The sequence below is a fragment of the Mycobacteroides immunogenum genome (assembly GCF_001605725.1).
GTDB classification, from domain to species: Bacteria; Actinomycetota; Actinomycetes; order Mycobacteriales; family Mycobacteriaceae; genus Mycobacterium; species Mycobacterium immunogenum.
Window position 1 is genome coordinate 2,611,040 of record NZ_CP011530.1, and the last position, 17,510, is coordinate 2,628,549.

Consider the following 17,510-nt stretch of genomic DNA (forward strand, 5'->3'; position numbering starts at 1 on the left):
CGCCGCATTCGATTAACATACATACCAGTTTGTCGGTAATGTCTCACCGACGTATACGACCGTTGCGGACGGGAGGGAGTCGCGGTGAGCGATACATCCGATGAACCTCGGCGGCCCCGGAAACTGGATCCGGTTTCCGCCGAGATTCAGTTTGACCGTCTGGCCGCGACGGCCGGTCAGCTGCTCAAGGCCGGGTCGCGAATCCTCAGTCAGCGCCCCACGGAGCGCGATCTGCGCCAGGTGGTCGCCAAGGAGATGCGCAGGTCATTTGCCGAGCTCGGGCCCGCCTACGTCAAGTTTGGGCAGCTCATCGCCTCGTCGCCCGGGATGTTCCCGGAAGATCTCTCCGCGGAGTTCCGGTCACTTCTCGATCAGGTACCGCCGGCCGATCCGCAGACCATCCGCTCCATGTTGACCCACGAGCTCGGCGCGCCGCCGGAACAGGTGTTCGCCTCGTTTGACGAGGTTCCGTTCGCGTCGGCGTCCATCGCGCAGGTGCACCGGGCGACATTGAAGGACGGCAGTGCGGTCGTCGTGAAGATCCAGCGCCCGGACATCCGTACCCGGCTCGCGGCCGACCTGCAGATCCTCAAGCAAATCGCCCGCGGTCTCGAGCTGACCGAGATGGGCCGGATGTCGAACATCTACGAGGTAATGCGAGACTTCGAGGCCAATCTGGCCGAGGAACTGGACTTCACCCTGGAAGCCCAGGCCATGCGGGACTGGACGGTGGGGCTCGCGGCATCCAGCTATGCACCGAAAGTACGTGTCCCCGAGCTCTATTCGGAGCTGTGCACCGACAAGGTGCTCACCATGGAATACGTCGAGGGCATCAGGATTGACGACGCCGATGCGATCCGCGATGCGGGGTTCGAGGGCCCTGAGGTGGTGAAGACCCTGATGCTCACCCTGTTCGACTCGGCATTCGCCGCGGGCACTTTCCATGGCGATCTGCATGCCGGCAATCTCATGGTGGATACGCAAGGGCGAATCGTATTCCTGGACTTCGGAATTGTGGGCCGCCTCAATGAGCGGACCCGCAAGACGCTGCGGGAATTGATCGGTGCGCTCATTCTGGAACCCGACGATGAAGCGGCGGCGCGCACCCTGATCAAACTCGGGGCCATCGACGCGAATGCCGATCCGGCCAAGGTGGCCGCGTCGCTTCGCAAGGTGACCCGCCCCATGGGCACCTCGCTGGGCAAGATTTCCTATGGCACCATCGGCCGCCAGCTCACCGCGCTGGGGCGCGAACACGACGCCATCTTGCCCAAGGAATTCATCCTGGTGGGAAAGCAGCTGCTCTATGTCGAGCGCTACACCAAATTGCTTGCCCCCGAGTGGCAGCCGGTGGGTGACCCGGAAATCCTCGCCTACTTCGGTGCCCTGATATCGGAGTATCAGCAGGCTCGCGACGTGGTCGAGGACAGTAAGAAGGACAGTAGAAACAACACAGACGGGCTCGCAGAATGACACGCACTGTCGGCAGTCCCGCACGGTCTACCGGACGGGGTCAGCGTGCCGAGCGACGCACTCAGGAAGAACGTAGCGCGGCGATGCGCGGCAGGCTGCTTGATGCCACGGTGGACTGCCTGGTCAAGTATGGATACGCGGGTACGACAACCACCCGGGTGGCGCAACGGGCCGGAGTCACCCGCGGCGCATTGGTGCACCACTTTCAATCGAAATCCGAACTTCTCGGAGAATCGGTGCGGCACTTGGCGTTCAAGCAAGGCCAGGAGATTCTCTCCGAGCTGATCGCGCTGGACCGGGGTAGCGGTGCCGATTTCATCGGCCGCTGTCTTGATGCGCTCTGGCGAATGCATCAGGGGTCGATGTTCATCGCCACCATGGAGCTGTGGATAGCCGCCCGCACCGATCCCGAGCTGTCTGCCCAGATGGATCAGTTTGAATTCATTGTGATGCAGCAGTTCTCGACGCTCGGACAATCGGTGAGTCAGACCGATGAGGAGTTGCGTGTGATTCGCAACATCACACTGACCGCGATGGACGCGGTGCGGGGAATCTTGGTCAACAGCATGACGGTGGCCCAGGAAGTTCGCGATCAGCGCTGGGCCCGGGCCAAGGCGATGTTGTTGAACATCGTCGAATCGCCCACGGTCGGTGCCCCGCTGGACTCCGCACTACGCACCATGGACCCGGGAAAGCTGAGTCTTTCCGACTAGCTCAGCTGCCGCGCAACGATTCCCGCGCTGCTTCCTCCATGCGTGACTGTTCGGCCGCGATCACCATGTTCCCGAAATACCCGATGAACGACGGATCTGCGAGAAGTGCCCAGTCGGGTGCCAGCAGCTTCATGTAGCGCTCGACGTAGAGCAGCTGTTTGGAGATCAGCACAAGTTCCCGGGGCAGCCGCACGTCATATTCCTTGGCCAGTATCGCCAACTGCTTGCCCAGCTGGCCATACTCGATCGCCGAGAGCTTTGACTGCTGCAGAGGGCTGGTGAAGTTGGAGATCGTCTTGGCGGCGGTTTGGGAGTCGGCCGCCTTGCCTCGATCGCCGATCGCGCCAAGCTTGTAAATGCCCCGGGCGACTGCCGCGTGATCATTCTTCACGAACAGATCGACCATGATCTCGGTGAAGATCTTGCGGCTGCGATCATCGATGCGTCCGACAATCCCAAAGTCCAGAAACACAATTCGCCCGTCGGGATCAACCAGAAGATTTCCGGCATGCAGGTCTCCGTGGAAGAGCCCCTTGTGGAATCCCGTCTCGAACAGGGAATAGACCACGGCCTTGACCAAGGCGACCCCGTCGAATCCGGCCGCGGCCAGCTCGGTGATGTTGTCGATGCGGATGCCTTCGACATATTCCATCGTGAGCACCCGTTCGGTGGTGTACTCCCAGAACACCGTGGGGACGCGCACCTTATCGCCGTACTCGGTATCGGCAAGGCTGGCGATCCACTGTTCCATCGCGTGTCCCTCGGCCGCGAAGTCGAGCTCCTCATTGAGGTTCTGTTCGAAATCCTCGACAACCTCAGTGGCGTTGGTGGCTCGGCCCAGATCGGTCTTGACGATCAGGCGGGCAAGGCGCCCGATGATCCGGACGTCGGCGGCAAGCCTGGTGCGGATCTTTGGGCGCTGAATCTTCACCACCACGCGCTCACCGGATTTGAGGGTCGCGTGGTGCACCTGAGCGATGGACGCCGACGCGAACGGGTGTTCGTCGAATGTCGCGAATATCGCTGTCGGATCGGCACCCAGCTGTTCGCGTACGGTCTGGCGGATCAAGTCGGAGGAGGCCGGGGGCACCCTGTCGAGCAGCGTGCGGAATTCGTTGGAAAGCGTCTCGGGGAAGACGCCGGGGGAGGAGGCGATGAGCTGACCGAGCTTGACGTAGGTGGGCCCCATGAGTGCGAAGGTCCGCCGCAGCTCATGCGCGGCGCGTACTTCCAGAGATCTTCCGCGTCGCGGTTTGACGAGTAGCCGGGCGCCCGATCCGGCGAGCCGGGAGACCGTCACGCCAAACCGTCCCGCTTCCACGCGCAACGGCGGCTGGCGCAGTGTGACTCGTGGCCGCGTGATCTCGAGATCTATGGCTGCCGCCGAAGGAATCGAATCCGCCCCGGAGGAGGGTGGCTCCGAGGTAGATTTCGGGACGACGGGCGGTTGCTTCCCGCCCTCGGATAATGCGGCAGCCAGGGGCGCCGCGTCGTTGCCCGCGCCCTCGGGGGTGGTCATGTGCGCCACTGTAATACATACGAGCACAGTTGTATGTAACGTGCGCCCGGGCTACCGCGGAGTAGCTGTCGAATCGCACTCCAACACCCACAAGCCTGTTGGTATTTGACCCCTGTACACCTGCAATTTGTCACTTTAAGGGGTCAGATCTGCGGAAATTGCATCTTACATACACGAGGGTATGTATGTTACGTTCGAAATCGTTGGCATCAATCCGTGCCAGACCAATGACAAAGGAGTCTTTCGCCCATGTCCGAGCTGCACTCCAGCATCGACCTCCCGTACAGCATCGACAAGCTCTGGTCGGTGTTGCCGGACCTCAACAAATACGACGAATGGATGACCATCCACACCGGATTCAAGGGCGATGTCCCCGCGGTCGAGGACATCAAGGTCGGCACCAAGTTTTCCGAGATCGTGACCCTGATGGGCATGGCCAACACGGTTGAGTGGACTGTGCAGGAATTCACGCCGGCCGACGAGGTGCTGTCCGCCAAGCGCGGTGCCTTCAAGCTGGGTGGTACCGGGATGGCCGGGGTCGAGGCCATCATCAAATCCAGTGTCGAGGAGATCGATGCCGACAACACCAGGGTGAATGTGGACTCCTCCTTCACCGGCCAGATGCTGACCGGAGCGATCGGTACCGCCATCGACAAGGCCGTCCAAGAGGAGCTCGAGAACTCCGTCGCACGGCTCAAGGAGCTGCTGGCCAAGGAACTCGGCTAACCGGCCACGTCGGCACCTATCACTGTCACGGGAGAAAGCAGGACACATGCTCGACTGGTCACCCATTGATCTCGCGGTGCGTGACGCTGTTCGCCAGTTCATCGACAAAGAGGTTCGGCCTCACGTCGACGCCCTGGAGTCCGGCGAGATGGAGCCGTACCCCATCATCCGAAAGATGTTTTCCACCTTCGGAATTGACGCACTCGCCAAGGAGGGATTGCAGAAACAAATCGAGAAGAAGAAGGCGCGCGAGGCCGCGCTGGCGGCAGGGGAGCAGCCGGCACAATCCAAAAAATCCGACGGCGGTGGCGCCATGGGCCTGGCCGGCGGATCGGCAGGCATGGGCTTTGTTCTCACCAGCGAAATCTCGCGCGTCTGTATGGGTCTGGTGACCGGCATGGGCGTCAGCATGGGACTGACGGTGCCGACCATCGCCTCACGCGGCACCGCCGCGCAAATGGAACGCTGGCTGCCCGAATTGGTCACCTACGAGAAGGTTGGTGCCTGGGCCATCACCGAACCCGATTCGGGTTCGGACGCCTTCGGTGGCATGAAAACCTACGTGACACGTGACGGCGAGGACTACATCCTCAACGGTCAGAAGACCTTCATCACCAACGGCCCCGACGCCGACGTCATCGTCGTCTACGCAAAGTTGAACGAAGGCGCCGGGAAGGAAGCCGTTGATCCGCGGGATCGCAAGGTGTTGACCTTCGTGCTGGACCGGGGCATGGAGGGCTTCACGCAGTCCAAGCCGTTCCGCAAGATGGGCATTCACAGTTCCCGCACGGGTCAGTTGTTCTTCGAGAACGTGCGCCTGGGCAAGGACCGGCTTCTCGGTGAGACCGAGACGAACGATCAGGGCGACGGCCGCGACAGCGCACGCGCCAATTTCTCGATGGAACGCATCGGGGTGGCGGCGCTCGCACTCGGTGTCATCGAGGAATGCCTGCGTCTTTCGCTGGATTACGCGAAGTCGCGCACCTTGTGGGGTAAGGAAATAGCTCAGTTCCAGCTCATCCAGCTCAAGCTGGCCAAGATGGAAGTCGCCCGGCTGAACGTGCGCAACATGCTTTTCCACGCAATCGAGAGTCTGTCGGAGAACAAGACCCCGTCCCTGGCAGAGGCCTCGGCCATCAAGCTCTACTGTTCGGAGGCGGCCACCGACGTCGCGATGGACGCCGTGCAGCTTTTCGGCGGCAACGGCTACATGACCGAGTACCGGGTCGAACAGCTGGCGCGCGACGCCAAATCGCTGATGATCTACGCCGGGAGCAACGAGGTGCAGATCACCCACATCGCCAAGGGGCTGCTGGCGGGCAAATAGCACGGATCTGGTGGAGTACTCGGCTCTGGCAGGGCCGCGGTACTCCACCGATCGTGTTGCATCCATCAAACGGATATCGCGGACGGGTCCGGGAGCTCGCCTGACGGTGCATATCGGGGCCTTTCGGAACCTCACGTACCGTGTGCATGTGCGCAAGTCGAACACCGCCTCACGGTTCACCGGGAAGTTCTGGAAACTGCTCGGTGCATCCACGGACAAGAACCAGAGCGAGTCGCTGGCCCTTGTGGAGACCTCGAAGAAGTACGACGAGAAGGCCAAGGATCTCACCGACGAACAGCTCACCAAGGCGGCCAAGAAACTCGACCTCAGCGAGGGTCTTGAGTCCAAGGACATCGGCCAGTTCCTCGCGATCGTGCGTGAGGCCGCCGAACGAACCATCGACGAGCGCCCTTTCGACGTTCAGCTGCTGGGCGCGCTGCGGATGCTCGATGGCGACGTCATCGAGATGGCCACCGGTGAAGGCAAGACGCTGACCGGTGCGATCACCGCTGCCGGATACGCCCTCGGCGGGCGCAGTGTGCACGTCATCTCCGTCAACGATTACCTGGCCCGGCGCGACGCCGAATGGATGGGGCCGTTCCTGGAACGCCTGGGCCTGACGGTCGGCTGGATCACCGAGGAATCAACGGCCGACGAGCGCCGCACGGCCTACGCCTGCGATGTCACCTATGGATCGGTCAACGAGATCGGTTTCGACGTGCTGCGTGACCAGCTGGCGATCGACGTCGACGATCTGGTCTCGCCGAGCCCCGACGTCGCTGTGGTGGACGAAGCCGATTCGGTACTTGTCGACGAGGCCCTGGTGCCGCTGGTGCTCGCGGGCACCAGCCATCGTGAAGCTCCGAGTTCGGAGGTGATCGAAGCGGTACGCGAGCTGATCGCCGGTGAGGACTACGAGGCCGACAACGACCGGCGCAACATCTTCCTCACCGACACCGGCGCCAAGAAGCTGGAAAAGCAACTCGGTGATATCGACCTGTACTCCGAGCACCATGTAGGCACCACCTTGACCGAGGTGAACGTCGCGCTACACGCGCACGTGCTGCTGGAGCGCGATGTGCACTACATCGTGCGGGACGGCGCCGTGCACCTCATCAACTCCTCACGCGGGCGCATCGCGACCCTGCAGCGCTGGCCCGATGGTCTGCAGGCGGCGGTTGAAGCCAAGGAGGGAATCGAAACCACCGACACCGGTGAGGTTCTCGACACCATCACGGTGCAGGCGCTGATCAACCGCTACCCCCGGGTATGCGGAATGACCGGTACAGCGCTCGCGGCCGGTGAACAGCTGCGGCAGTTCTACAAGCTGGGCGTCTCACCGATCCCGCCCAACACCCCGAACATCCGCGAAGACCAGCCGGACCGGGTGTACATCACCGAGGCGAGCAAGAACGATGCCATCGTCGCGCATATCGCGGAGATCCATGCCACTGGTCAGCCGGTGCTCGTCGGCACCCACGATGTCGCCGAATCCGAGGCGCTGCATCACCGTCTGGTGCGCGCCGGAGTTCCGGCCGTCGTGCTGAACGCCAAGAACGACGCCGAAGAAGCCCGCGTCATCGCCGAAGCCGGTGCGCTCAAGGTGGTCACGGTATCCACTCAGATGGCCGGTCGCGGTACTGATATCCGCCTCGGCGGCTCCGAGGAGACCGACTACGACGCCGTCGTCGAGGCCGGCGGGCTGCACGTGGTCGGCACCGGGCGGCATCGCACCGAACGGCTCGACAACCAGCTGCGCGGGCGCGCGGGACGACAGGGCGACCCCGGGTCCTCGGTCTTCTTTTCCAGCTGGGAAGACGAGGTCGTTGTGGCACACCTGGATTCGGCGAAGCTGCCCACCGAAACCGACGAGGACGGGCAGATTGTCAGCCCCAAGGCCGGCGGCCTCATCGACCACGCCCAGCGGGTGGCCGAGGGCGCGATGCTCGACTTGCACGCCAATACCTGGCGGTACAACCAACTGATCGCGCAGCAGCGCGCCATCATCTCCGATCGGCGGGACATGCTGCTGCGCACCGACACCGCCCGTAAAGAACTGCGCGAGCGCTCTGCCGAGCGCTATGACGAGCTGGCCGAGGAGCTTTCCGAAGAGCGGCTGGAGCGCATCTCACGGCAGATCATGCTCTACCACCTGGACCGGGGCTGGGCCGACCATCTGGCGTACCTCTCGGATGTGCGTGAGAGCATCCACCTGCGTGCGCTCGGGCGCCAGAACCCGATCGACGAATTCCACCGGCTCGCCGTCGACGCCTTCGCGTCGCTGGCCGCCGACGCGGTGGAGGCCGCTCAGCAGACCTTCGAGACCGCGAACCTGGTTGACGAGGAACAGGGGCTGGATCTGTCGAAGCTCGCCCGGCCGACATCGACGTGGACCTACATGATCCACGACGACCCACGCAAGAACGACAGCCTGTCGATCCTGAACCTGCCCGGCGTCTTCAGCTGACGACAAGCCACCCATTTGCGCGGGGCATCACCTCGCGAATATGAGAGGCTGGCCGGATGGGAACCGCGGAGCCGTCCACTGGAGACGACAGGATCCTGACGGTCCCCAACCTGCTGAGCGTCATCCGGCTGGCCTTCATCCCGCTGTTCCTGTACCTGCTGCTGGCCAAGCATGCCGATGGTTGGGCCGTGGCCATCCTGATGCTCAGCGGCTTCACCGACTGGGCCGATGGCAAGATCGCGCGGCTGATGAACCAGTCTTCGCACCTGGGAACGCTGCTGGATCCGGCCGCCGACCGCCTCTACATGGTGACGACGCCGATTGCTTTCGCGATCCGGGACATCGTGCCGTGGTGGATCGTTGTCACCCTGTTGGCCCGCGACCTCATCCTCACCCTGGGGCTACCCATCGTGCGCCGCCGCGGCATCGAGGCGCTGCCGGTCATCTACATCGGCAAGGCGGCAACCTTCGCGTTGATGTCGGCTTTCCCGCTGATCTTGATCGGTGAATGGGACTCCTTGTGGGGCAGGGTGATCGGCCCGTGCGGGTGGGCGTTCCTGATCTGGGGCCTCGGTATGTACCTGTGGACGTTCGTGCTCTACGTCGCGCAGATCGTGATGATCGTGCGGCAGCTGCCGAAGGTGAGTACCTGAGATGAACGCGCAGGACGCCTCCGGGGACGGCAGGGAACCGCAGATACATGGCACCGGCCCACATCTCATGGGTGGTTTCGAGCCCGAAGAAGGGCTGGGCCACCACACCGCCAACCGGCCCAAGCGCAATCCGGTGCCTTCGCTGCTGCGCACGCTGCTCTCTGATCACCTGGACGCCGGGTATCTCGAGGCCGCCGAGGCTCGCAAGAACGGGGCCGCGCCGCGTGCGCGGCTGGCCGAATGGGGTTGGCAGGCAATCGCTGCCATCGCCATCGCGGTGGTCTTCGCGGCAGCGGTCGCGCAGACCACACGGATCGCACCCGGCGTGATGCAGGAGCAGCAGAGTCTGCTGGCGAGCATCCGCGGTGAACAGCGCGATTCGGGGGCACTGGAGTCCACCCGTGACCAGCTCTCATCCGAGGTGGCCGGGGCGCGGCGCAGCCAGCTCGAAGGCAACGAGCAGGGCAAGGAGTTGCTGAACCGCCTGGACCAGTTGGGTCTTGCCGCGGCGACCACCGAGGTGCGCGGACCCGCACTGATCGTCACGCTGGCAGACCCAGGGAGTAGCGGTGATCTCTCGGATGTCTCCAAGGAACGCATCCCACGCAGCCAGCAGGTCATTTTGGACCGCGATATGCAGCTGGTCGTGAACTCGTTGTGGACCAGTGGCGCAGAGGCGATTTCGGTTTCCGATGTGCGCATCGGGCCGAACGTGACCATGCGGCAGGCCGGGGGAGCGATCCTGGTGGACAACCAGCCCACCAGCTCGCCGTATCGGATCGTGGCGATCGGGCCGGCCAATACCATTAAATCGGCGTTTGAACGCAGCCCGGGCATGGCCCGGATGCGGCTGCTGCAGAAGTCGTATGGCATACGACTTACCCTCGCGACCCAGGAAAACGTGCAGATGGCCCCGGCAGCAAGCCGGGATGTCAAATACGCCAAAGAGATTCCGGCGGGCAATCGGTGAGATGGGCCCGACCGTGACGTGGAGAGGAAGTGGACGATGATCGGCATAGTCGCGCTGGCGATCGGCGTGGTTCTGGGGCTGGTGTTTCACCCGAACGTTCCCGACGCCGTCGCCCCGTACTTGCCGATCGCGGTGGTGGCGGCGCTCGACGCACTGTTCGGCGGCGCGCGTGCCTACCTGGACCAGATATTCGATTCGAAGGTCTTCGTGGTGTCCTTCGTGTTCAACGTGCTGGTGGCGGCGCTGATCGTCTTTGTGGGCGACCAGCTCGGTGTCGGCACCCAGTTGTCCACCGCCATCATCGTCGTGCTTGGTATCCGCATCTTCGGAAACGCTGCCGCCCTGCGGCGCAGGTTGTTTGGGGCGTGAGCCGGTGAACCAATCCCATCCCGCACAGCCGGATTCACACCCCGGCAAGCACGAGATGCCCAAGACGCGTCGGCCCCCGACGCGCAGCCAGATCACCTTCGGGGTACTGGGCGTGGCGCTCTGCGCGCTGCTGGGGCTTGCGATCACCACACAGGTGCGTCAGACCGAATCGGGCGATGGACTCGACACCGCCCGGCCGGCTGATCTGCTGGTGCTGCTGGACTCCTTACAGCAACGCGAGGCCAACTTGAACAAGGAGATCGCCGATCTGCAGCAGAGCCTAATCACGATGCGTGCCAGCGGAACCGGCAACCAGGCCGTGATCAACGACGCCAAGGCGCGGCTGTCCGCGCTGTCCATCATGGTGGGGACTGTCGGCGCCACCGGGCCGGGTGTCGTCCTCACCATCAACGATCCAGGGCAGGGCCTCGGTCCGGAAGCACTGCTCGATATCGTCAACGAGCTGCGGGCGGCGGGCGCCGAGGCGATAGAGATCACGGCGGGCGACAAGTCGGTGCGCATCGGAGCCGATTCGTGGGTCATCGGCGCTCCCGGACAGCTCGTGGTGGATGGCACCACCCTGGCACCCCCGTATTCGGTTCTGGCGATAGGCGATCCACCGACACTCGCGGCGGCGATGAACATTCCCGGCGGTGCCGTGGACACCGTTTCCCGAGTCGGCGGCAGCGTTACCATCGACCAGCCGGCCCGTGTGGACATCACCACCTTGCGAGAACCGAAACCTCGCCAATACGCTCAGCCCGGCAAGTAGCCCTGAGAGCCCAGCGACTACACAGACCATTGACCGAGAGCAAGGACGACTCACCGTGACCGAAATTCCTGCCGACCTGCATTACACCGAGGAACACGAATGGGTGCGGCGCACCGGTGAGCGCACCGTGCGAATCGGAATCACCGACTATGCGCAATCGCAGTTGGGTGACGTGGTGTTTGTGCAGCTGCCGGACGTCGGATCCGATCTGACCGCGGGCTCCACCTTCGGTGAAGTGGAATCGACCAAATCGGTATCAGACCTGTTCGCGCCCATTACCGCGAAAGTCGTTGCCGCGAATGGCGATCTGGATTCCAACCCGCAGCTGGTCAATTCCGATCCCTACGGCGAGGGCTGGTTGGTCGATCTCGAAGCCGCCAGCGCGGCCGATCTCGACGCCGCTCTTAATGACCTCTTAGACGCATCGGGATATGGTGACGCCACCGACTAGGAGGGCACCTGTTCTCCAACTAGTCCGGCGGCCATGATTTCGGGCAGACCACTGGCGGATACGGCAGAGGTGACCCGTCACGGGCAGTCAGACGGTACGGTCGGAAATGAGCGGCGATGAGCGCTCGCCGCGAAGAGCATGAGGGCAGATGAGGGTCGCGATGAGCATCAGGCTCAGCAAGATCCGCACTGACAATCGAATCCTCCCAGGGGCGAGGAAGAAGGAGCGATGGTGACCGATAACGACAAGGACGACACGTCAGGCGAGGTCACCGCGGAAACGACCTCGGTGTTCCGCGCCGATTTCGCCACCGAGCTGGAAGCGCCCGCGCAGGCCGGTAGCGACGTGTCCGGTGTCGAAGGATTGCCCGCCGGTTCGGCCCTGCTGGTGGTCAAGCGCGGCCCCAACGCCGGATCCCGCTTTCTGCTTGATCAGGCCACCACCTCCGCAGGGCGGCACCCCGATAGCGACATCTTCCTCGATGACGTCACGGTGAGTCGTCGTCATGCCGAATTCCGGCTTGACAGTGGCGAATTCCAGGTCGTCGACGTAGGCAGCCTGAACGGGACCTATGTCAACCGCGAGCCCGTCGACTCGGCAGTGCTGGCCAACGGCGACGAAGTGCAGATCGGAAAGTTCCGTCTGGTCTTTTTGACCGGGCCGAAGTCGGCCGGCGACGACTCCGCTCCGGGTGGCCAGTGACAGCTCCCGACCGGCCGGCTCTCACCGGAATGTCGATCGGGTCGGTACTCGACCTGTTGCGTCCGGAGTTTCCGGACGTCACGATCTCGAAGATTCGATTTCTCGAATCAGAGGGACTGGTTACCCCGTCGCGTAGCGCGTCGGGGTATCGCCGGTTTTCGGCCTATGACGCCGAGCGGCTTCGCTTCATCCTGACCGCCCAGCGCGATCACTATCTGCCGTTGAAGGTCATCAAGGAGCAGTTGGACGCCCAGCCCGACGGAGCGCTACCCGATGTGGCGGGCTTCACCGGCGGCCCCCGGCTGTTTGCCATCACCGACGGCGAAGATGCCAACGGTGTTGCCCGTCAAGGTTTTCCGCCGTCGCGGCCCACTCGGTTGAGCCGCGAAGACCTATTGTCGCGGTCCGGCGCCGACGAGGTACTGCTGACTTCGCTCATCAAGTCGGGGATCATCACGTCCGGACCGGGCGGTTTCTTCGACGAGTACACCGTGCTGATCGTCCAGTGCGCCGCTGAGCTGGCCGATTACGGTGTAGAACCGCGGCACTTGCGTACCTTCCGGTCGGCGGTCGACAGGGAGACCGATCTGATCGCCCAGATCGTGGGTCCCACCGTCAAGGCGAACAAGGCGGGAGCCCGCGACCGCGCCGATGACCTCATCCGGGAAGTGGCGGCGCTGTCCATCGCGCTGCACGGCGCCATGATCAAGTCCGCGGTGCGCGGCGTCCTCGATCGCTGAGGACTAGACTCGCGGTACGACAGAAGTACTGGTGTTGGAGGCCCGATGAGCGAAGTTCGAGTCGTGGGAATCCGCGTGGAACAGCCCCAGAACCAGCCGGTGTTGTTGCTGCGCGAGTCCGCGGGGGATCGTTACCTGCCTATCTGGATTGGCCAGTCGGAGGCGGCAGCCATCGCGCTGGAGCAACAGGGGGTTGAGCCGGCGCGCCCGCTCACTCATGATCTGATCCGCGATCTCATTGTGGCCCTTGGGCATTCGCTCAAGGAAGTGCGGATTGTGGACCTGCAGGAGGGCACCTTCTACGCGGACCTGGTTTTCGACAGCGATATCCGGGTTTCCGCGCGTCCGTCGGATTCGGTGGCTATCGCGCTGCGGGTCGGGGTGCCGATCTACGTCGAGGAAGCCGTGCTGGCCGAAGCGGGTTTGATCATTCCCGACGAGGATGACGAGGATTCCGGCGGAGCGCTGCGCGAAGACGAGGTGGAGAAGTTCAAGGAGTTCCTCGACAGCGTGTCGCCCGATGACTTCAAGGCCACCGAAGGCCCATGACAGGGCCTTAAGTAACGAGTAAGTCTCAACCTGACCTTGACAGTCACACCCCGGGCGCGTCGCATTGACCGTAATTTCACGAGGGTCATAATTTGACTCAGCGGCCGGCACGGGGCAGCGCAAGGGGCGTATGCTCGGAGAATTCGTGCTTGGACGAACGCACTACCGGCGGACTCGGTTCCAGGAAATCCCTGCGGGGTTTCCCAGAAACCGCGCCACGAGAGCCGGCGAAGCGATCGGCGAGAGGGAGCAGAAGTGGTCGAAAAGCCGCAGCAGGGGCAGCTGGAGATGACGTTGGACGGTGGGGCGACGGGCTCCGCTGATGCCGCGTCTTCCGGTCCTGTCCAGCCGGGTCTCTTCCCGGATGACTCAGTTCCCGACCAGCTCGTCGGCTACCGCGGCCCGAGCGCCTGCCAGGTTGCTGGCATCACCTACCGCCAGCTGGATTACTGGGCCCGCACCTCCCTCGTGGTGCCCTCGATCCGCGGCGCGGCCGGCTCGGGGAGCCAGCGTCTGTACTCGTTCAAGGACATCCTGGTCCTCAAGATCGTCAAGCGACTGCTGGACACCGGAATCTCGCTGCAGAACATCCGCGTCGCGGTCGAGCACCTGCGTCAGCGCGGCGTCGAGGACCTGGCCAACATCACGCTGTTCTCGGACGGCACCACCGTCTACGAATGCACCTCTGCCGAAGAGGTCGTCGATCTGCTGCAGGGCGGGCAGGGTGTCTTCGGCATCGCCGTCAGCGGCGCCATGCGCGAGCTGACCGGTGCCATCGCGGAGTTCCCCGGCGAGCGTGCCGATGGTGGCGAAGCCATCGAGGCGCCCGAGGATGAGCTGGCCTCGCGCCGCAAGGACCGCGCCCGCAAGATCGGCTGATTCGGCCGGCGATTCCCTCTGGTCTCGACCGGGTCGTTAACTGGCGTAAACTGGTCGCGCATCGCCCGCCAGCGGGAGAGTGTCATGACGGCCAGTCATGACCGCCGAAGGAGCAACACCTCTCCGTCAATCTCTCAGGCCCCCGAACCGCTCGTGGCCCCGATGCCTCTGAAAAGCGGTGATGCGGTTACCTAACCGGACCACCCGCCGACGGGGAAAGGCTTCTACCAGCAGATTCGGCAGGTAGAACGACCGAATCTCTCAGGCGCCCGAGACGGGTTGATGACAGAGGGAGGGGAGACGTTTGTCGTGTGCCTGGCACACGACTGGGCCTCCGGGAGCGCCATGTCTTTCGCCGACCGCCACATCGGTCCGACCGCCGCCGATATCGACACCATGCTCGCCACCATCGGCGTCGCCAGTCTTGACGAGCTCGCCGAAAAAGCGGTTCCGGCCAGCATCCTGGACGCACTGCACGGCGGTCCCGACGGGCCGCGAGCCAGCGGGCTCGACGCGCTCCCGGCCGCGGCTTCCGAGCACGAAGCTCTGGATGCGCTGCGAAAACTAGCCAGCCACAACACCGTTGCCGTATCCATGATCGGGCAGGGTTACTTCGACACCCTCACCCCGCCGGTCCTGCGCCGGCACATCCTGGAGAATCCGGCCTGGTACACGGCCTACACGCCGTACCAGCCGGAAATCAGCCAGGGCCGCCTCGAGGCGCTGCTGAACTTCCAGACCATGGTCGCCGAGCTCACCGGCCTGGACATCGCCAACGCGTCCATGCTCGACGAGGGCACCGCCGCCGCCGAGGCGATGACGCTGATGCATCGCGCCGTGAAGTCCGCGTCCAATCGCCTTGTCGTCGACGCCGATCTGTACGCGCAGACTGCCGCCGTGATCGCCACCCGGGCCGAACCGCTCGGTATCGAGGTGGTGACCGCCGACCTGAGCGCGGGATTGCCGGACGGCGAGTTCTTCGGTGTGATCGTGCAGTTGCCCGGCGCCTCCGGCGTGGTGCGCGACTGGTCGGCCCTCATCGCCGAGGCGCACCAGCGCGGTGCGCTGGTATCCGTCGGTGCCGACCTGCTGGCCCTCACCCTCGTCGCGCCGCCCGGGGACATCGGCGCGGACGTCGCCTTCGGGACGACTCAGCGTTTCGGTGTGCCCATGGGGTTCGGCGGTCCGCACGCCGGATATCTCGCGGTCCACACCAAGCATGCCCGGCAGCTCCCGGGCCGTCTCGTCGGAGTGTCGATGGATGCCGACGGCGCGGCCGCCTACCGGCTCTCGCTGCAGACCCGCGAACAGCACATCCGGCGCGACAAAGCCACCAGCAACATCTGTACCGCGCAGGTGCTGCTGGCCGTGATGGCCGCCATGTACGCGAGCTACCACGGTCCGGAAGGGTTGCGTGCCATTGCCACCCGTGTCCACCGCAACGCGCAGCTGCTGGCCTCCGGGCTGACCCGCGGCGGGCACACCGTGGTACACGAGCGCTTCTTCGACACCGTGCTGGTGCACGTGCCGGGCAAGGCCGCCGAGATCCAGGCCGCGGCCAAGGCCGAGGGCATCAACATCTGGAGTCCCGACGGCGACCACGTCTCCATCGCGTGCGATGAGGCGACGACGCTGCCGCACCTGGTCTCGGTGCTGCGGGCCTTCGGGTCCGATTTCGGCGGCGGAACATCAGACACCTCGGACATCGCGACCCGCGATTCGGACTATCTGACGCATCCGGCGTTCAACCGCTACCACAGTGAGACCGAGATGATGCGGTACCTGCGCGCGTTGTCCGACAAGGACATTGCGTTGGACCGCAGCATGATTCCGCTCGGATCGTGCACCATGAAGCTGAATGCCGCCGCCGAGATGGAACCCATCACCTGGCCGCAGTTCGCCGCCCAGCACCCGTTCGCGCCGGCGGGCGATTCGCGTGGCCTGCGCACGCTGATCGCCGATCTGGAGGGCTGGCTGGCCGATATCACCGGGTACGACAAGGTGAGCCTGCAGCCCAACGCCGGATCACAAGGCGAATACGCGGGCCTGCTGGCCATTCGCCAGTACCACATCGACCGCGGCGACAGCGATCGTGACGTGTGCCTGATCCCGTCGAGCGCCCATGGCACCAATGCCGCTTCGGCCGCACTGGCCGGCATGCGGGTCGTCGTGGTGGCGTGCCGCGAGAACGGCGATGTCGACCTGGACGACCTGCGCGCGAAGATCACGGCCAACGCCAGCGCGCTGTCCGCGATCATGATCACCTACCCGTCCACCCACGGTGTCTACGAGCACGACATCGCCGACATCTGCGCGGCCGTGCACGATGCCGGGGGACAGGTGTACGTGGACGGCGCGAATCTGAACGCCCTTGTGGGCCTAGCCCGTCCCGGGCGTTTCGGCGGCGATGTCAGTCACCTGAACCTGCACAAGACGTTCTGCATCCCACACGGTGGCGGCGGTCCGGGTGTCGGACCCGTCGCGGTACGCAGCCACCTCGCGCAGTACCTGCCGGGACACCCGTACGCCAGCGAATTGCCCGGTGGCCCCGCCGTCTCCTCGGCGCCGTACGGGTCGGCATCGATTCTGCCGATCACCTGGGCCTACATTCGGATGATGGGGCCCGATGGTCTGCGGGCGGCATCGCTGACCGCCATCGCCTCGGCCAACTACCTGGCGCGCCGTCTCGACGAGTACTACCCGGTGCTCTACACCGGCGACAACGGCATGGTGGCCCACGAGTGCATCCTGGACCTGCGGGACATCACGAAAAACACCGGCGTCACCGTCGACGATGTGGCAAAGCGCCTGGCCGACTACGGTTTCCATGCGCCCACCATGAGCTTCCCGGTGGCGGGCACGCTCATGGTGGAACCCACCGAGAGCGAGAGCCTGGCCGAGGTGGACGCCTTCTGCGAGGCGATGATCGCGATCAAGGCCGAGATCGACAAGGTTGGTTCCGGAGCATGGCCGGTGGAGGACAACCCGCTGCGCGGGGCCCCGCACACCGCCGAATCCCTCATCGCCGACGAATGGAATCACCCGTACACCCGCGCCGAGGCCGCGTACCCGCTCGGAAAGGGCTTCCGCCCCAAGGTATGGCCGCCGGTACGTCGCATCGACGGGGCGTACGGAGATCGGAACCTGGTGTGCTCCTGCCCGCCGATCGAGGCGTTCGCGCAGTAGTCGCCGCACGCGCG

General features: G+C 64.2%; 16 protein-coding genes and 2 riboswitches. Of the genes, 15 read left to right on the forward strand and 1 reads right to left on the reverse strand.

Going from position 1 to position 17,510, the window contains the following annotated elements; genetic code table 11:
* The first annotated feature begins 84 nt into the window (after positions 1-84).
* Both ABG82_RS12755 and ABG82_RS12760 read left to right on the forward strand, forming a co-directional pair.
* Entirely contained in the window at positions 85-1,473 is a 1,389-nt protein-coding gene (locus ABG82_RS12755) for an ABC1 kinase family protein (RefSeq protein WP_043078991.1), read from the forward strand.
* 83 nt (positions 1,474-1,556) lie between these two features.
* Entirely contained in the window at positions 1,557-2,186 is a 630-nt protein-coding gene (locus ABG82_RS12760) for a TetR/AcrR family transcriptional regulator (RefSeq protein WP_043078990.1), read from the forward strand.
* Between the two features lies 1 nt (position 2,187).
* Here ABG82_RS12760 and ABG82_RS12765 read toward each other — a convergent pair whose 3' ends face one another.
* Entirely contained in the window at positions 2,188-3,705 is a 1,518-nt protein-coding gene (locus tag ABG82_RS12765) for an ABC1 kinase family protein (RefSeq protein WP_078343847.1), read from the reverse strand.
* A gap of 249 nt (positions 3,706-3,954) precedes the next feature.
* Between ABG82_RS12765 and ABG82_RS12770 the strand changes: the two genes are divergently transcribed.
* The 13 genes from ABG82_RS12770 (at position 3,955) to gcvP (ending at position 17,496) form a co-directional block, all read left to right on the forward strand.
* The gene (locus tag ABG82_RS12770) at positions 3,955-4,431 is read left to right on the forward strand and encodes a type II toxin-antitoxin system Rv0910 family toxin (protein ID WP_043078989.1); all 477 of its coding nucleotides are present in this window, start codon (positions 3,955-3,957) and stop codon (positions 4,429-4,431) included.
* 46 nt (positions 4,432-4,477) lie between these two features.
* Positions 4,478-5,758: an acyl-CoA dehydrogenase family protein gene (locus ABG82_RS12775; RefSeq protein WP_043078988.1), complete on the forward strand. Its 1,281-nt coding sequence runs from the start codon at positions 4,478-4,480 to the stop codon at positions 5,756-5,758.
* Between the two features lie 142 nt (positions 5,759-5,900).
* Positions 5,901-8,225, forward strand: coding sequence for an accessory Sec system translocase SecA2 (gene secA2, locus ABG82_RS12780; protein ID WP_162269256.1), 2,325 nt, complete (start codon positions 5,901-5,903; stop codon positions 8,223-8,225).
* Between the two features lie 56 nt (positions 8,226-8,281).
* Complete coding sequence (locus tag ABG82_RS12785; RefSeq protein ID WP_043078987.1) at positions 8,282-8,878, forward strand: CDP-alcohol phosphatidyltransferase family protein; 597 nt, start codon at positions 8,282-8,284, stop codon at positions 8,876-8,878.
* 1 nt (position 8,879) lies between these two features.
* Positions 8,880-9,848 (forward strand): DUF881 domain-containing protein, encoded by a 969-nt coding sequence (locus tag ABG82_RS12790; RefSeq protein WP_078343848.1) that lies wholly within the window; start codon positions 8,880-8,882, stop codon positions 9,846-9,848.
* A 36-nt stretch (positions 9,849-9,884) separates the two neighbouring features.
* Positions 9,885-10,217: a small basic family protein gene (locus ABG82_RS12795; RefSeq protein ID WP_005058551.1), complete on the forward strand. Its 333-nt coding sequence runs from the start codon at positions 9,885-9,887 to the stop codon at positions 10,215-10,217.
* Positions 10,218-10,221: 4 nt separating this feature from the next.
* Complete coding sequence (locus tag ABG82_RS12800; protein ID WP_043079018.1) at positions 10,222-10,989, forward strand: DUF881 domain-containing protein; 768 nt, start codon at positions 10,222-10,224, stop codon at positions 10,987-10,989.
* 55 nt (positions 10,990-11,044) lie between these two features.
* Positions 11,045-11,440, forward strand: coding sequence for a glycine cleavage system protein GcvH (gcvH, locus tag ABG82_RS12805; RefSeq protein ID WP_043078986.1), 396 nt, complete (start codon positions 11,045-11,047; stop codon positions 11,438-11,440).
* 228 nt (positions 11,441-11,668) lie between these two features.
* Positions 11,669-12,142 carry a glycogen accumulation regulator GarA gene (gene garA, locus ABG82_RS12810; protein WP_043078985.1) on the forward strand — a complete coding sequence of 158 codons (474 nt, stop codon included), beginning with the start codon at positions 11,669-11,671 and terminating at the stop codon, positions 12,140-12,142.
* On the forward strand, positions 12,139-12,882 hold the full coding sequence (gene ftsR / locus ABG82_RS12815; protein ID WP_054173195.1) for a transcriptional regulator FtsR: 744 nt from the start codon (positions 12,139-12,141) through the stop codon (positions 12,880-12,882). Before garA ends, ftsR begins: the two co-directional genes overlap by 4 nt.
* A 45-nt stretch (positions 12,883-12,927) precedes the next feature.
* Positions 12,928-13,431: a bifunctional nuclease family protein gene (locus ABG82_RS12820; protein ID WP_043078983.1), complete on the forward strand. Its 504-nt coding sequence runs from the start codon at positions 12,928-12,930 to the stop codon at positions 13,429-13,431.
* 255 nt (positions 13,432-13,686) lie between these two features.
* Positions 13,687-14,310: a MerR family transcriptional regulator gene (locus ABG82_RS12825; protein WP_052511063.1), complete on the forward strand. Its 624-nt coding sequence runs from the start codon at positions 13,687-13,689 to the stop codon at positions 14,308-14,310.
* A 62-nt stretch (positions 14,311-14,372) separates the two neighbouring features.
* Positions 14,373-14,470, forward strand: a riboswitch (glycine riboswitch).
* A riboswitch (glycine riboswitch) is annotated at positions 14,471-14,609 on the forward strand.
* Positions 14,610-14,625: 16 nt separating this feature from the next.
* Positions 14,626-17,496 carry an aminomethyl-transferring glycine dehydrogenase gene (gcvP, locus tag ABG82_RS12830; protein ID WP_174544361.1) on the forward strand — a complete coding sequence of 957 codons (2,871 nt, stop codon included), beginning with the start codon at positions 14,626-14,628 and terminating at the stop codon, positions 17,494-17,496.
* Positions 17,497-17,510: the final 14 nt, after the last annotated feature.

Coding starts and splice junctions, on each gene's coding strand:
- ABG82_RS12765 (WP_078343847.1), bottom strand. CDS start 3,705: ATGACCACCCCCGAGGGCGCGGGCAACGACGCGGCGCCCCTGGCTGCC.
- ABG82_RS12770 (WP_043078989.1), top strand. CDS start 3,955: ATGTCCGAGCTGCACTCCAGCATCGACCTCCCGTACAGCATCGACAAG.
- ABG82_RS12820 (WP_043078983.1), top strand. CDS start 12,928: ATGAGCGAAGTTCGAGTCGTGGGAATCCGCGTGGAACAGCCCCAGAAC.
- ABG82_RS12775 (WP_043078988.1), top strand. CDS start 4,478: ATGCTCGACTGGTCACCCATTGATCTCGCGGTGCGTGACGCTGTTCGC.
- ABG82_RS12790 (WP_078343848.1), top strand. CDS start 8,880: ATGAACGCGCAGGACGCCTCCGGGGACGGCAGGGAACCGCAGATACAT.
- ABG82_RS12760 (WP_043078990.1), top strand. CDS start 1,557: ATGCGCGGCAGGCTGCTTGATGCCACGGTGGACTGCCTGGTCAAGTAT.
- ABG82_RS12785 (WP_043078987.1), top strand. CDS start 8,282: ATGGGAACCGCGGAGCCGTCCACTGGAGACGACAGGATCCTGACGGTC.
- garA (WP_043078985.1), top strand. CDS start 11,669: ATGGTGACCGATAACGACAAGGACGACACGTCAGGCGAGGTCACCGCG.
- ABG82_RS12795 (WP_005058551.1), top strand. CDS start 9,885: ATGATCGGCATAGTCGCGCTGGCGATCGGCGTGGTTCTGGGGCTGGTG.